This is a genomic window from Pseudomonas fluorescens, from assembly GCF_030344995.1.
GTDB classification, from domain to species: domain Bacteria; phylum Pseudomonadota; class Gammaproteobacteria; order Pseudomonadales; family Pseudomonadaceae; genus Aquipseudomonas; species Aquipseudomonas fluorescens_BF.
The window spans coordinates 4,793,804-4,808,061 of sequence record NZ_CP128260.1 but is presented as its reverse complement, the minus strand read 5'-3'; the positions used below and the strand labels follow the sequence as shown (position 1 = coordinate 4,808,061).

General features: G+C 58.5%; 9 protein-coding genes. 7 read left to right on the top strand and 2 right to left on the bottom strand.

Annotated elements, in window-relative coordinates; genetic code table 11:
- Nucleotides 1-86 precede the first annotated feature (86 nt).
- Nucleotides 87-1,046, top strand: a complete 960-nt coding sequence (locus QR290_RS21440; RefSeq protein ID WP_289203562.1) for a DMT family transporter — start codon at nucleotides 87-89, stop codon at nucleotides 1,044-1,046.
- Between the two features lie 122 nt (nucleotides 1,047-1,168).
- Here the strand turns inward: QR290_RS21440 and QR290_RS21435 are convergent, their stop codons facing one another.
- The gene (locus QR290_RS21435) at nucleotides 1,169-2,563 is read right to left on the bottom strand and encodes a class II fumarate hydratase (protein WP_115078808.1); all 1,395 of its coding nucleotides are present in this window, start codon (nucleotides 2,561-2,563) and stop codon (nucleotides 1,169-1,171) included.
- A gap of 193 nt (nucleotides 2,564-2,756) precedes the next feature.
- On the opposite strand from QR290_RS21435, the gene QR290_RS21430 reads away from it, so the two are divergent.
- From QR290_RS21430 to QR290_RS21410, 5 genes are all read left to right on the top strand, one after another.
- A complete protein-coding gene (locus tag QR290_RS21430; protein ID WP_115078807.1) occupies nucleotides 2,757-3,275 on the top strand; it encodes a DUF2059 domain-containing protein in 519 nt (172 codons plus the stop codon).
- A 12-nt stretch (nucleotides 3,276-3,287) separates the two neighbouring features.
- Nucleotides 3,288-3,587: a BolA family protein gene (locus tag QR290_RS21425; protein ID WP_007950896.1), complete on the top strand. Its 300-nt coding sequence runs from the start codon at nucleotides 3,288-3,290 to the stop codon at nucleotides 3,585-3,587.
- Nucleotides 3,588-3,704: 117 nt separating this feature from the next.
- Nucleotides 3,705-4,655, top strand: a complete 951-nt coding sequence (locus tag QR290_RS21420; RefSeq protein WP_115078806.1) for a rhodanese-related sulfurtransferase — start codon at nucleotides 3,705-3,707, stop codon at nucleotides 4,653-4,655.
- A gap of 35 nt (nucleotides 4,656-4,690) precedes the next feature.
- Nucleotides 4,691-5,293 carry a DsbA family protein gene (locus QR290_RS21415; protein WP_289205321.1) on the top strand — a complete coding sequence of 201 codons (603 nt, stop codon included), beginning with the start codon at nucleotides 4,691-4,693 and terminating at the stop codon, nucleotides 5,291-5,293.
- Entirely contained in the window at nucleotides 5,286-7,103 is a 1,818-nt protein-coding gene (locus QR290_RS21410) for an ABC transporter ATP-binding protein (RefSeq protein WP_039770577.1), read from the top strand. Before QR290_RS21415 ends, QR290_RS21410 begins: the two co-directional genes overlap by 8 nt.
- A 1-nt stretch (nucleotide 7,104) precedes the next feature.
- Here the strand turns inward: QR290_RS21410 and QR290_RS21405 are convergent, their stop codons facing one another.
- Nucleotides 7,105-11,559 (bottom strand): deaminase domain-containing protein, encoded by a 4,455-nt coding sequence (locus QR290_RS21405; RefSeq protein WP_289203561.1) that lies wholly within the window; start codon nucleotides 11,557-11,559, stop codon nucleotides 7,105-7,107.
- Nucleotides 11,560-11,790: 231 nt separating this feature from the next.
- On the opposite strand from QR290_RS21405, the gene QR290_RS21400 reads away from it, so the two are divergent.
- Nucleotides 11,791-14,253, top strand: coding sequence for an EAL domain-containing protein (locus QR290_RS21400; protein WP_115078804.1), 2,463 nt, complete (start codon nucleotides 11,791-11,793; stop codon nucleotides 14,251-14,253).
- Nucleotides 14,254-14,258: the final 5 nt, after the last annotated feature.

Genomic DNA, 14,258 nt, shown 5'->3' with positions numbered 1-14,258 from the left:
TTTGCGGCTTGAGCGCAACTGTCCCTGTGTCGGGCCGGTCTGTGCGCCTAGAATGAGCGCTCCTGTCTCTGGCGCTTGGGGTTCTCATGCACGTTTCATCGGGTCGTTGGGTGTACGGCATGTTCCTGGCGTTGTTGACGGCGTTTCTCTGGGGAATCCTGCCGATCAAGCTCAAGCAGGTGCTGGTGGTGATGGACCCGGTCACGGTGACCTGGTTTCGCCTGCTGGTGTCCGGCGGCTGTCTGTTCATTTATCTGGCGGCGACCAAACGGTTGCCGAGTCGCAAGGTGCTCGGGCCGAAGGGCGGCTGGCTGGTGCTGATGGCGGTGCTCGGGCTGGTGGGCAACTACGTGCTGTACCTGATGGGCCTGAACCTGCTCAGCCCCGGCACCGCGCAACTGGTGGTGCAGATGGGGCCGATCATGTTGCTGATCGCCAGTCTCTTTGTGTTCAAGGAGCGCTTCAGCATCGGTCAGGGCATTGGCCTGATGGTGCTGCTGATCGGATTCGCGCTGTTCTTCAATCAGCGCTTGGCGGAATTGCTCACGTCTTTGTCTGATTACACCGCTGGCGTGTTGCTGGTGCTGTTGGCCTCGACCGTCTGGACCTTCTATGCGCTTGGCCAAAAGCAACTGCTGACGGTGTGGAATTCGCTGCAGGTGATGATGGTGATCTACCTGTTCTGCGCCTTGTTGCTGACGCCCTGGGTGCATCCGCTCGAAGCTCTGTCGCTGAGCCCGTTGCAGGGCTGGCTGCTGCTGGCCTGCTGCATGAACACCCTGATCGCCTACGGCGCATTTGCCGAGGCGCTGGCGCATTGGGAAGCCTCACGGGTCAGTGCGACACTCGCGATCACGCCGTTGGTGACGTTCGGTGCGGTGGCCGTGGCGGCGGGGGTGTGGCCTGAGTATGTGCATGCCGAGCAGATCAATCTGCTGGGGTATGGCGGGGCGGTGCTGGTAGTGCTGGGGTCGGCGCTGGTGGCGCTCGGGCCTTCGCTGATTGCCGGGCTCAAGGCCCGGCGCATGCGCATGGCAGCAGGTTAACTGAGTCATCGTTCTTCGCGAGCAAGCCCGCTCCCACACTTGACCGCAATCCCATGTGAGGAATGCGGTTAAAAGTGGGAGCGGGCTTGCTCGCGAAGACTGACTTAAAGACGCTGAAGATCTCAGCCCTTGGCACCGGCCTCGATCATGTTTTCCGGCCGCACCCAGGCATCGAACTCTTCATCGGTCAGATAACCCAGCTCCAGCGCCGCTTCGCGCAGGGTCTTGCCTTCGCTGTAGGCCTTCTTGGCGATTTCCGCCGACTTGTCGTAGCCGATGTGCGGGTTCAGCGCCGTCACCAGCATCAGCCCGCGTTCCAGATGTTTCGCCATGACTTCGGCATCCGGCTCAAGCCCGGCGATGCAATGCTGCTGGAAGTTGCTGCAGCCATCGGCCAGCAGGCGGATCGATTGCAGCAGGTTGTGGATGATCACCGGTTTGAACACGTTCAGTTGCAGGTGACCCTGGCTGGCGGCGAAGCCGATCGCCACGTCGTTGCCCAGCACTTGGCAGGCGAGCATTGACAGCGCCTCGCACTGGGTCGGGTTGACCTTGCCGGGCATGATCGAACTGCCCGGCTCGTTTGCCGGCAATTTCACTTCGGCAAAACCGGCTCGTGGGCCCGAGCCCAGCAGACGCAAGTCGTTGGCGATTTTCATCAGCGCCACGGCGAGGGTTTTCAGGGCGCCGGACAGCGTAGTCAGCGGCTCATGGCCGGCGAGGGCGGCGAACTTGTTCGGTGCGGTGACGAACGGCAGTCCGGAGAGGGCGGCCAGCTCAGCAGCAATCGCTTCGCCGAAACCGTGGGGCGAATTGAGCCCGGTGCCGACGGCGGTACCGCCCTGTGCCAGTTCGCAGACCGCCGGCAACGCCGCGCGGATCGCTCGTTCAGCGTAATCCAGCTGCGCTATGAAACCGGAAATCTCCTGGCCGAAGGTGATCGGCGTGGCGTCCATCATGTGGGTGCGGCCGGTCTTCACCAGTTTCATGTGCCGCGCCGACAGCTCGGCCAGACCACCCGACAGCTCGGCGATCGCCGGCAGCAGTTGGGCCTGCACCGCTTGCGCAGTGGCGATGCTCATGGCAGTGGGGAAGCAATCGTTGGAACTCTGCGAGCGGTTGACGTGATCGTTGGGGTGCACCGGCGTCTTGCCGCCGCGCGGGTTGCCGGCCAGTTCGTTGGCGCGCCCGGCAATCACTTCGTTGGCGTTCATGTTGCTTTGGGTGCCGCTGCCGGTCTGCCAGACCACCAGCGGGAACTGGTCGTCGTGCTGGCCGTCGAGCACTTCGTCGGCGGCCTGTTCGATCAGGCGGGCGATGTCGGCGGGCAGGTCGCCGTTGCGGTCGTTGACCCGGGCCGCGGCTTTCTTGATCAGCGCCAGGGCGTGCAGTACCGGCAAGGGCATGCGTTCCTGACCGATGGCGAAGTTGATCAGCGAGCGTTGCGTCTGAGCGCCCCAGTAAGCGTCGTCCGGGACCTCGATCTGGCCCAGGCTGTCGGTTTCGATACGGCTCATCGTGCACACTCCTGTTGGTCTGTTTGCGCAGTTTAGGCCGGTGTCGGCCCGGGTGGTTCCCTCCGGCCGATTGTTGACCGGCAAATCCCCGCCAATCAAGCGCGGCAAGGGCCGGGGGTTGAGCCGCAGCGTTATTCAGGCGCAGAATGGTCGCCCTTGGGGTTTTACCTCGCCTAGCTGAAAAGGAAACTCGATGACTCGTCTTCGTGCCATCTGCACCGCGGTTGCCCTGGTTTGCGCCAGCGGCCAGGTGTTCGCCGATACCGCCAGCCACAACGCCAGTGCCGAAACTTTCCTGACTCTGGCGCACGCTGACAAGCTGGGCACTCCGGTGTACATGCAGGTTCAGCAGATGTTCGCCCAGCGTTTTGAACAGACCAAGGCGCCGGAATCCAAGAAAGCCGTACTGGATACCTACCAGGCCAAGGCCAACGCCGCCCTGGACCAGGCCATTGGCTGGAACAAGCTGAAGCCGGACATGGTCAAGCTCTACACCAGCAATTTCAGCGAACAGGAATTGAAAGACCTGGTCGCGTTCTACCAGTCGCCACTGGGCAAGAAAGTCCTGGAAAAAATGCCGCAGCTGACTCAGCAATCGGCCCAGATGACTCAGGCCAAACTGGAAAGCGCCGTACCAGTGGTCAACAAGCTGCTGGACGACATGACCAACGAGCTGGCACCGAAAGGCGCGGCTCCGGCCAAGAAGAAGTAAGCGGAGTTCGTGATGACCATGCAACAACGCATCGAATCGACGCTGGCGCTGCTTCAGCCTGAGCATCTGCAAGTACTGGACGAAAGCCACATGCACAGTCGCGGGTTGCAGACCCACTTCAAGGCAGTGGTGGTCAGTGCGCAGTTCGAAGGCCTGAACCGGGTCAAACGCCACCAGAAAGTCTACGGCACGCTCGGCGAGCTGATGGGCGAGTTTCATGCGTTGGCGCTGCACACCTACACCCCGCAGGAATGGGCAGAGACAGGCGTCGCTCCGGCGTCGCCGACCTGTGCCGGCGGCAGCAAGCATTGAGCCTTGCAGCAATGAACTGAGGTTTTTTGCTAGAATCCGCAACGCGCCGCTCACCCGGCGCGTTTTTTTTCGCATCCGGTTCACCCTTTACGAGGGTAGCCACCTGGAGAAATACCCATGACACAACCGATTGTCGTGGCGGCACTGTACAAGTTCGTCACCCTCGAAGATTACGTCAACCTGCGCGAGCCCCTGCTGCAAGCGATGGTCGACAACGGCATCAAAGGCACCCTGCTGATCGCCGAAGAAGGCATCAACGGCACGGTTTCCGGCAGTCGTGAAGGCATCGACGGCCTGCTGGCCTGGCTGCGCAACGATCCGCGCATGGTCGATATCGATCACAAGGAATCGTACTGCGACGAGCAGCCGTTCTACCGCACCAAGGTCAAGCTCAAGAAAGAGATCGTGACCCTGGGCGTCGAAGGCGTCGACCCGAACAAGAAGGTCGGCACCTACGTCGAACCGCAGGACTGGAACGCGCTGATCAGCGACCCGGAAGTGCTGCTGATCGACACCCGCAACGATTACGAAGTCTCGATCGGCACCTTCGAAGGCGCCATCGATCCGAAAACCACCAGTTTTCGCGAATTCCCCGACTACATCAAAGAACACTTCGATCCGGCCGTGCACAAGAAAGTCGCGATGTTCTGCACCGGCGGCATTCGCTGCGAAAAAGCCTCGAGCTACATGCTCGGCGAAGGTTTCGAAGAGGTTTACCACCTCAAGGGCGGCATCCTGAAGTACCTCGAGGAGGTGCCGCAGGAAGAAACCAAATGGCAGGGCGACTGCTTCGTGTTCGACAACCGCGTGACCGTGCGCCATGACCTGAGCGAAGGCGACTACGATCAGTGCCATGCCTGCCGTACCCCGGTCAGCGTTGAAGATCGCGCTTCCGAGCATTACGTGGCCGGCATCAGCTGCCCGCACTGCTGGGACACCCTGAGCGAGAAGACCCGCCGCAGTGCGATCGACCGCCAGAAGCAGATCGAACTGGCAAAAGCGCGCAACATGCCGCACCCGATCGGCTACAACTATAAGCAAGATAAGCAAGCATCCACCGAGGCTTAATCATGTCTGCACGCCTGCTCTATGTGATGGATCCGATGTGTTCGTGGTGCTGGGGATTTGCTCCGGTAGCCAAGGCATTGGTGGAGCAGGCGCAGGCAGCCGGGGTGGAACTGCACCTGGTGGTCGGCGGGTTGCGCACCGGCAGCGGTGCGGCGCTGGAGCCGACCACCCGGCGCTACGTTCTCGAACACTGGCAGGCGGTCACCGAGGCCACCGGCCAGCCGTTCAAGCTGGAAGGCGCCTTGCCGGACGGCTTCGTCTATGACACCGAACCTGCCTGTCGGGCCATCGTCACCGCGCGCAGCCTGGCACCGGATTGCGCGTGGAAACTGGTCGGGTTGATCCAGCACGCGTTTTACGCCGAAGGTCGCGATGTCACTCAGGCCAGCGTTCTGGTGGAACTGGCAGAGAAGGCCGGCGTCCCGCGCATCGAATTTGCTGCCCTGTTTGATCATGCCGATCAACACAAGGCGACACAGGCCGATTTCAGCTGGGTGCAGGATCTGGGCATCGCCGGATTCCCGACCCTGCTCGCCGAACGCAACGGCCAACTGGCGTTGCTGACCAACGGTTACCAGCCGCTCAGTGAACTGTCGCCGTTGCTCGGTCGATGGCTGGAGCGCGCGGCCTGTGTCTGACCCGGCCGATGACACGCCAGCCGTCAAGCGTGTCGACCGGCTGAGCTGGGCTGAAGTCCGGCGTCTGGCACTTCATCACAAAAAATCCCTGTGGATCGCCAACGGCGTGGCCGTACTGGCGACGCTGTGCAGCGTGCCGATTCCGCTGCTGCTGCCGTTGCTGGTGGACGAAGTCCTGCTCGGTCACGGCGATGCCGCGCTGAAAGTCATGAACCATGTGCTGCCCTCGATGTGGCAACAAGCGGCGGGCTACATCGGACTGATGCTGGTGGTGACGCTGACCCTGCGTTGCAGTGCCCTGTGTTTTGGCGTGTTGCAGGCGCGGTTGTTTGCGCGGCTGGCCAAGGACATCGTTTATCGCATTCGCGTGCGTTTGATTGAACGACTCAAACGGATCTCCCTCGGCGAATACGAAAGCCTGGGCAGCGGCACGGTCACCACGCATCTGGTCACCGATCTCGATACCCTCGACAAGTTTGTCGGCGAAACCCTTAGCCGTTTCCTGGTGGCGATGCTGACGCTGGTCGGTACCGCCAGCATCCTGATGTGGATGCACTGGAAACTGGCGCTGCTGATCCTGCTGTTCAACCCGTTGGTGATCTACGCCACGGTGCAGTTGGGCAAGCGGGTCAAGCACCTGAAGAAACTGGAGAACGACAGCACCTCGCGCTTCACCCAGGCGCTGAGCGAAACCCTCGATGCGATCCAGGAAGTGCGCGCCGGCAACCGTCAGGGTTTCTTCCTCGGGCGTCTCGGTCTGCGAGCTCAGGAAGTGCGCAACTATGCGGTCAACTCGCAGTGGAAGACCGATGCATCCAACCGTGCCAGCGGTTTGTTGTTCCAGTTCGGCATCGACATTTTCCGCGCGGCGGCGATGCTCACGGTGTTGTTCTCCGACTTGTCGATCGGCCAGATGCTCGCGGTGTTCAGCTATCTGTGGTTCATGATCGGCCCGGTCGAACAACTGCTGAACCTGCAATACGCCTACTACGCGGCGGGCGGTGCGCTGTCGCGGATCAACGAACTGCTGGCGCGCGCCGACGAGCCGCAATACCCCGGCGGCGTCGATCCGTTCAAGGGCCGCGATACGGTCGGGATTCAGGTGCAGGGGTTGAGCTTCGGTTATGGCGACGAACTGGTGCTGGATCAGTTGAACCTGTCCATCGCACCGGGCGAGAAAGTGGCGATTGTCGGCGCCAGCGGCGGCGGCAAAAGTACCCTCGTGCAATTGCTGCTGGGGCTCTACACGCCACTGGCCGGGACGATCCGTTTCGGCGGATCGACCCAGCAGGAAATCGGCCTGGAAACGGTTCGGGAAAATGTCGCGGTGGTGCTGCAGCATCCGGCGCTGTTCAACGACACCGTGCGCGCCAACCTGACCATGGGCCGCACCCGCAGCGATGAAGCCTGCTGGCAGGCACTGGAAATCGCCCAGCTCGAACCCACCATCCGTGCCTTGCCGGACGGGCTGGACAGCATCGTCGGCCGCTCCGGCGTGCGCCTGTCCGGTGGTCAGCGGCAACGGTTGGCAATTGCGCGGATGATCCTCGCCGAACCCAAAGTGGTGATCCTCGACGAGGCGACGTCAGCCCTCGACGCCGCCACCGAATACAACCTGCACCAGGCCATGGCGCGGTTCCTCCATGGCCGCACCACGCTGATCATTGCCCACCGCTTGTCAGCGGTGAAGCAGGCGGACCGGGTGCTGGTGTTCGACGGCGGACAAGTGGCCGAGGATGGCGACCATCAGCAACTGATTGCCGATGGCGGGTTGTACGCCAAGCTTTATGGGCATTTGCAGCGGTTGTAGGTCAGTTCCAGATCACGTTCAGAGGAATATCCTCACCGGTATGCCCGAACGCTTTCATCACGACAGCACAGGACTCGCAAGGCGCCATGGTTGTGGCGATGTTGATGGAACTGATTGATCGTCTGTCGGGGTAAGCATTGCGAATGGTGGCAATCAGTTTGCTTTCGCTATCCAGAGACGTAGGTTGTGGTGGGAGCGTCATTGGGGTTCTGGGAATGGCAAGCAAACTGTCATCAGCGTCGAGAACCAGAGAGCTCATTGGCCAGGATGCTTGCCAGTCGACGTTGATATAGGTTGTATCTCCAAGCTGAACTCGGCCCGTTCCCGGGTGACTTTTGAACAGCGGCAGGTTTTTGGTTATCTTCTTCCCGCCCGAGACGCTGACATAGATTTCCCGTGTTCCGTCAACTTTAGTGACTTCTGCGTACGCGATATTTCGCGCGTTGCCTTTGTTTAATGGCCACTTTAGGGACGTATGGAGTTTCTGCATTGTGTTGTTGATTCTGAAAACACTGCTTTCTCCCTGAGTGATCACCTTTTTTTGGAACAGGGTATCGAAAATCTCCGCCGTCCTTTGTTTAGCCGCGTCCGATATTGCACGCGAGCGTGCCCAGACGTTTGATCCTGCCGGTAGAGTGTTCACTGACATTCTCACCTCGTCGTCGAACATCAATGCCTCTCCCGGGCTTGTATCCACCTTCACCCATTTCATATTGGCCGGCGGGTTATCGGTGATGCCAATGGGAATGGCGATCGTCTCCATGGTCCTCATCGCGCGCTGAACGTTATCTGCACCATGTAAGGCCACCATGTTGTTGGCGGTCATCGAGCCATCAAAAACCCGTAACAGTTCCTCTCCCAATCCGGTCTTCAGTTGAACTGGCGGCAGCAGTTTCATGAAATAGGTCTGGTGCTGGTTCAATTGATCTGTCGACGGTACCGTCGCGAGATAGTATTTGCCGTTGATGGGCGAGGCGAAAATGTGGGTGCTGATGCCGTCGGCACCGGGAACCACAATGGCCCCGATTCGGTGCAGTTCGTCGCTACCTGCATAAGCCCCCTGTATTTCGATTCGCCCATAGATACCTTTGCGAAACTGCAGGTTAGCGAGAAGCTGGTCTTTCGGGACGGGCAGATTCGAAGGGAAACCAAGGCTACTCAGGTCACCTCGCCAGGCTTGCACCTTGCCGTTGGTGACTTGATAAAGCTTGCCGTCTCGCATAAAAAACTCACCGGTCTGCCCAGACCGGGCCTGCGGAAGGCATATTTTTTCGCCGAACCATGGTGCGTACCCCTTGTCCTCGTCAAATGAACCAAGCGCCGGGGTGTCAGGGTGAGGACCGCCGTTGAAGAATTCATTGATACATACCTCGTTGCCCGGCGCGCGTCTGATTCGGCAGACGGAATGCTTGAACGTTGTACTGTCATCGATCATCTCGATGCGTTTAAGCGAGTCGCCGTCCAGCCTGTAAGGCACTTCGTCGATAAACAGAGTGGTCCTTCCATCGATCTCAGGAATCGAGCGAACCTGCGCACTCTCCGCAACTCTTACGGTTACCTGCTGATCTGTTGCTTCTAGTGCCGAATATTCAGAGCGGCCCAGCGACAGCCGGAATGTCTTGTCCGCCAGCGGCGGCCCATAAGGCTTATTGGTGAGTGGATCCATCACTCGATAGTCGAACGGTTGCGTACTGTTGACTTTTCGAACTGGCACATCGGCTGAGTGGCGGGTCGTTGCCAGTTCGTCCGAGGGCGCAAGCAATCGGTAACGCCCAGGATCGGAAACCTCAGGCAAGCTTTTGACGAAATCATAGGTGCCGGTTCTTCCGGCCAGTCTTTTGATGAGCCTTACAACCCGCACCAATGCCTGTCGTACCTTGGCATAAAGCCCTCGTATCAGATTCCTGGCCAGAGTCGCCAAACCATCGAGTGGATTGAAGTTCTGCAGGGATGAAACCAGCAGTTTTGCAACCAGCCCGGAAAACTGCGGTAGCGCGTGCCTGTAGCCCATGCGAACCGCTGTGGAGGTCAGCTTCAGCGTCCCGGAAATGAATTTTCCGATAGGCATGGCGAAAGAGAGCGAGTCACTGTACATGCCAAAAATGGCGCCAATTCTTTTATTGGGATTGTCCGAATCGAGATCGTCGAGATTGCCAAAGAAAGGCATAAAATTGACGAGTTCATCGAGAAGCGTGTGGCGTTTTTCCTCCAGTCGTTCCAGATCGGTCTGATTTCGGGCCACCGCAAACAATTCGTCTTCGTCAAAATAAAACAGGGCTTTGGCGATATAGGTAGCTATTGCGGCTGCCCGATTCGAAGTCATCAGAGGTGGATAGCCGGACGGAGATTCAGGGGGGTATGTGTTGCCCAACTGCTCGATGATGGCTGTGCAGGTAGCTCCTTTTCTGGGCAACTTTCCTTTTTCATGGGCTTCCCAATCGAATGGCACTGACTGGCCACGCCGGACCTGTACCCGCACCGTTGTGCGTACGCGCCACCGTTCAGTCATGAGCAGGCCGTTGAGCATGTTGTCGGTGATATCGTTACGTTTGCGAAGGATCCCGGCTCGGGGCAGGCATTCATACCAAGAGGTTTTGCTGTTGTTGCTCAATCGCAGAATCAACCCCGTGCGCAGCCGCAAGGGCATGGTAAGTGAAGCTGTTTCCTGATCTGCCTCCAGCCCCTGCGTTGCTTTTCTCAGTGTGTAGATTTTCGTCTCGCCAAATTCCATGGCTTGGAGATCATCGTGAGGCAGGCAGGAGAACAGATGGGTCAGCAAGGTTTTATAGGCGGCTCTGGTGGTGGTCAACCAGGACTGGTATTCGTTTTCGAACAGTTTGTTGACGTCTGGAAACGTCCTGTTCCGGATGACCTGTGGAATCCAGGTGGCAGTCGTATGGATGGCGCCGCTGGAGTCCAGGCTGAACGTGGCAGTGGTCACTGTTTCGCCATCGGGTCGGGTGATCAGCCAGTTTTTATTGGCATGTCCTTTCCACATGTAGACATCGCGCAAGGACTCTCTCTTTTGTTTGAGGTCAGGCACCCGCGCGGATTCGTTTGCCGGACCGTAATACCTGACCAGTTTTCGACCATCGGTGGTGAATACCTGGTGTCCGAAAACCTTTCTGATTTCACGATCGGCAATATCCTGTCTTTTTGGTGAATCGATATCCATTTGGGCAATGGCGGCGGTCAGCCTGTTGGTGTACTGATCGAGCGCTTCGATGGCGCGTTCTCTATCGATCTGGCTGTAATTGGATTGAGCGTCCTCCAGCACGATGCCGTTGGCGATTGCCCAGTCCATCGTCGGTGGAAAACGTAACCAGGCGATCAATTCCCGCTCCTGCTCCGTAGCCTCGGCAAGTTCCTGCAAAGGGAAGTCCACCAGTTGCTGGAATGTCATGCGTGATAGCCGGTCAGGCTCAATGAGCTCGGCAAGGTTGAGTCCGTGAACGAAGTTCACCCATACCAGCGAGTTCTTGTAGGGCAGATCCTCAGGTATGTCGGTTCGGTGAAAATCGCTGGGAAACTCGAATCGGTACAAGGCTGCCAGCAGAGCCGCCTCGACGGCGGTCGAGGCGCGTCCGCTATTGAGAAGATGGGTTTCGAATTCGGTCCAGATGGCCTGATAACTTTTTCCATAATTGGATCGCTTGTGCCATTGATAACCAGCGATATCTCTTGTTGCCCCAGTGTCTCGTCGCTCCCATAAACGAATGGCTCTGCTCAACATTTTGTAACGTACGGTCGGGGAGGTTTCCTCTCCGGGCTTGCTGCCATACCAGCCGAGTTTCTCTAATAACGTTTGTGCCAGTCTGTCGGCGTCAGTCGATTGCAGCAGCTTCTCCAGATAGACCGTGGGAGCCGCTTGAACATCCACGACACTCGCCGATGAAGGGAGGACTCTAACGAGGTGACCGATCAGAGAAGTTTCGGTTGCGGGAAGAAACTCGCGAATGACGCCTTTTATTTTCAAGTCAGTGAGACTGGCAAGCTGCGCTTCGAGGGATGTCGATCGAGGTCTGTTGCGCAGCGACTTGCGCTCTGACTCGCTCGGCGCGCACAGCAGTTCATCGATATTGACGCCACTTTCCAGTTGCAGGGCGTGCCGTGCCCGTTTTTCATCCAAGGCATGAAGGCTGGATTGATGCATGGCCTCATCGGTTCGATCCCAGGGGGCCAGGCCGTAATACACGGCCAATTGAGCGAGGCTGAAGTATCCCGCTGACGTATTGGGCAAGTCGGTGGCGGCAGGGGGCTTTCTCTTCTCCTCCATGTAAAGCGGCGAGTGCGGGTGAGTTTTCATGAATCGTTCGGTCAGTGCCATCGGGGTGGCGGGGGTGTGTCGCAAGTGTTCAAGCAACTGCTTGTACTCCTCCAGCAAAGCCTTGTGGCGTATCGCGCTGGAAGGTGTGTCACTCGAAGTTTCACTGACGGAAGTCAATGGAATTTGCATGGTTGGTTGTCCTTCTGAAATTAAGTACATCCCTGTGGATTCATTCCCGCTGGAATGAAGAAGATATGTTCGCAGTAGATCGTTCTGAGGCGATTGCACAGTGGTGCATAGGTATTGCGGGGAAAAAAATCGGGCAAGGTTGCAGACTTGCCTATAACCGCAAGCCCACCTAGTCTCGTGGTAGCGATTTCGTCCGGACGACGAGCGGGCGCTGCTCATGCAAGGAATCCAATGAAACAAAAGCGGACTCTCGGAACGCCTCGATTGTTGGGCATCGTCTGGCCATTTATCGCCGTCGTGCTGTTTCAGGCATTGCTGGGGGGCGTGAGTCTTTACGTCCTGTCGGCCGTTCGCGGTTATGTGGCAGGCGAAAGCCTCTGGTCCAAGGGCCAGAAAGACGCCATCTATTACCTCAATCTGTATGCCGACAGCCGAGACGAGGCGATTTACCTCAAATACCAGACCGCGATTGCCGTACCTCAGGGCGGTCACCAGCTGCGTCTGGCACTGGACAAGCAACCGCCCGACCTGCAAGCGGCGCGCGAAGGCATTCTCAAGGGCGGTAATCATCCGGACGATGTTTCCAGTCTGATCTGGCTGTACCTGAATTTCCGTCACTTCAGTTACCTGGAAACCGCCATCGACCGCTGGACGCTGGGCGATGCCTATCTGGTGGAGCTCGACGGCGTGGCGCAGGAGATGCATCAGCGCATCACGGCCAATGCCGCCACCGAGGCCGATATCCGCCGCTGGAAAGAGCGGATTTTTGCCATCAATGATGGCGTGACCCCGGCCGCCAAGGCGTTCAGCGATGCCTTGGGTGAAGGTTCGCGGATGATCCTGCGTCTGCTGCTGTTCACCAACCTTGCCACCGCGCTGGGCCTGATCGTGCTGGCACTGTTGCGCACCCGCAAACTGCTCAAGCAGCGACACGCCTTCGCCGAAGCGTTGCAACTGGAAAAGGATCGGGCCCATGTCACCCTGCACTCGATCGGCGACGGGGTGATCACCACCGATGTGAGCGGGGCGATCGACTACATGAACCCGGCCGCCGAAGCGTTGACCCACTGGAAGGCCGAACAGGCGGCCGGTCTTCCGCTCGCGGCGTTGTTCAACCTGCTGGATGACAATGCCCAGAGCGAGGGGTTGACCCTGATCGAGCACATTCTCAGCGGCCAGCTCACGGGCGGCAGCGAGCATTCCAAGCTGATCCAGCGGCTGGATGGCAGCACTGTGTCGGTGACCCTGGTCGGCGCACCGATCCGCAACGCCGGCAAGGTCAGCGGGACGGTGCTGGTGCTGCATGACATGACCCAGGAGCGGCAATACATCGCCAATCTGTCGTGGCAGGCCACCCACGACGCGCTGACCGGCCTGGCCAACCGTCGCGAGTTCGAATACCGCCTCGAACAGGCCCTGCACAACCTGACCCGGCAGCCGGGGCGGCATGCGCTGATGTTCCTCGATCTCGATCAGTTCAAGCTGGTCAACGACACTTGCGGGCATGCGGCCGGCGATGAGTTGCTGCGGCATATCTGTGCGTTGCTGCAATCGGGCCTGCGCGAGGGCGACACTCTGGCGCGGCTGGGTGGGGACGAGTTCGGCATCCTGCTGGAGAACTGCGCACCGGAGGCGGCCGAGAAAATCGCCGAGGGGCTGCGCCAGACCGTACAGAACCTGCATTTTGTCTGGAAGGGGCGGCCGTTCCTGACCACTGTCAGCATCGGCCTGGTGCACGTCGCGCAAACCCCGACCACCCTCGAAGCCTCGTTGCGCGCCGCCGACATGGCCTGCTACATGGCCAAGGAAAAGGGTCGCAACCGGGTGCAGGTCTATCACGCCGACGATTCGGAGTTGTCTCTGCGCTTCGGCGAGATGGCGTGGGTGCAACGCCTGCACATGGCCCTGGAGGAAAACCGCTTCTGTCTCTACGCCCAGGAAATCGCTCCGCTGGGTTCGGTTGCCGGCGGCACCCGCGGGCACATCGAAATTCTGCTGCGCCTGCATGACGAAGCGGGTCGGATGATTCTCCCGGACAGTTTCATACCGGCGGCCGAGCGTTACGGTTTGATGACCTCGCTGGATCGCTGGGTTGTGCAGAATGTATTTAAGGTTATTGCTCAATGTATTAACGAAGAGTGCGAAGGCCCTCTGGCAATGTGTGCGATTAATCTTTCAGGCATTACTATCGGAGATGACGCGTTTTTGCACTTTCTACGCGAGCAGTTTGATAAATACGGCGTACCGCCTGAAATGATTTGTTTTGAAATTACAGAAACCAGTGCCATTGCAAATCTTGGTAGTGCAATCAGATTTATTAATGAACTCAAAGGGTTGGGATGTTATTTCTCACTGGATGACTTTTGTGCCGGAATGTCTTCATTCGCTTATTTGAAACATTTGCCTGTAGACTTCCTGAAGATCGACGGGAGTTTCGTAAAGGATATGCTGGACGACCCGATTAACCGTGCAATGGTCGAAGTGATCAATCACATCGGGCATGTCATGGGTAAGCAGACAATTGCCGAGTTTGTTGAAACGGCGCAGATTGAGCAGGCTTTGCTTGAAATCGGCGTGGATTACGCTCAGGGTTATGTTGTGGAACGCCCGCAATTGTTTACCTGTGACAGTTTGCAAAGTCGGCCCGCCAGACCGCAGCCACTGTTATTCAAGGCGCCTGGCACGTTCCGTTGAAATCT

Bases quoted from the DNA above. Each gene is read 5' to 3' on its own strand.
- QR290_RS21440 (WP_289203562.1), top strand. From the start codon at position 87: ATGCACGTTTCATCGGGTCGTTGGGTGTACGGCATGTTCCTGGCGTTG.
- QR290_RS21435 (WP_115078808.1), bottom strand. From the start codon at position 2,563: ATGAGCCGTATCGAAACCGACAGCCTGGGCCAGATCGAGGTCCCGGAC.
- QR290_RS21420 (WP_115078806.1), top strand. From the start codon at position 3,705: ATGACACAACCGATTGTCGTGGCGGCACTGTACAAGTTCGTCACCCTC.
- QR290_RS21405 (WP_289203561.1), bottom strand. From the start codon at position 11,559: ATGCAAATTCCATTGACTTCCGTCAGTGAAACTTCGAGTGACACACCT.
- QR290_RS21415 (WP_289205321.1), top strand. From the start codon at position 4,691: ATGTGTTCGTGGTGCTGGGGATTTGCTCCGGTAGCCAAGGCATTGGTG.
- QR290_RS21430 (WP_115078807.1), top strand. From the start codon at position 2,757: ATGACTCGTCTTCGTGCCATCTGCACCGCGGTTGCCCTGGTTTGCGCC.
- QR290_RS21400 (WP_115078804.1), top strand. From the start codon at position 11,791: ATGAAACAAAAGCGGACTCTCGGAACGCCTCGATTGTTGGGCATCGTC.
- QR290_RS21425 (WP_007950896.1), top strand. From the start codon at position 3,288: ATGACCATGCAACAACGCATCGAATCGACGCTGGCGCTGCTTCAGCCT.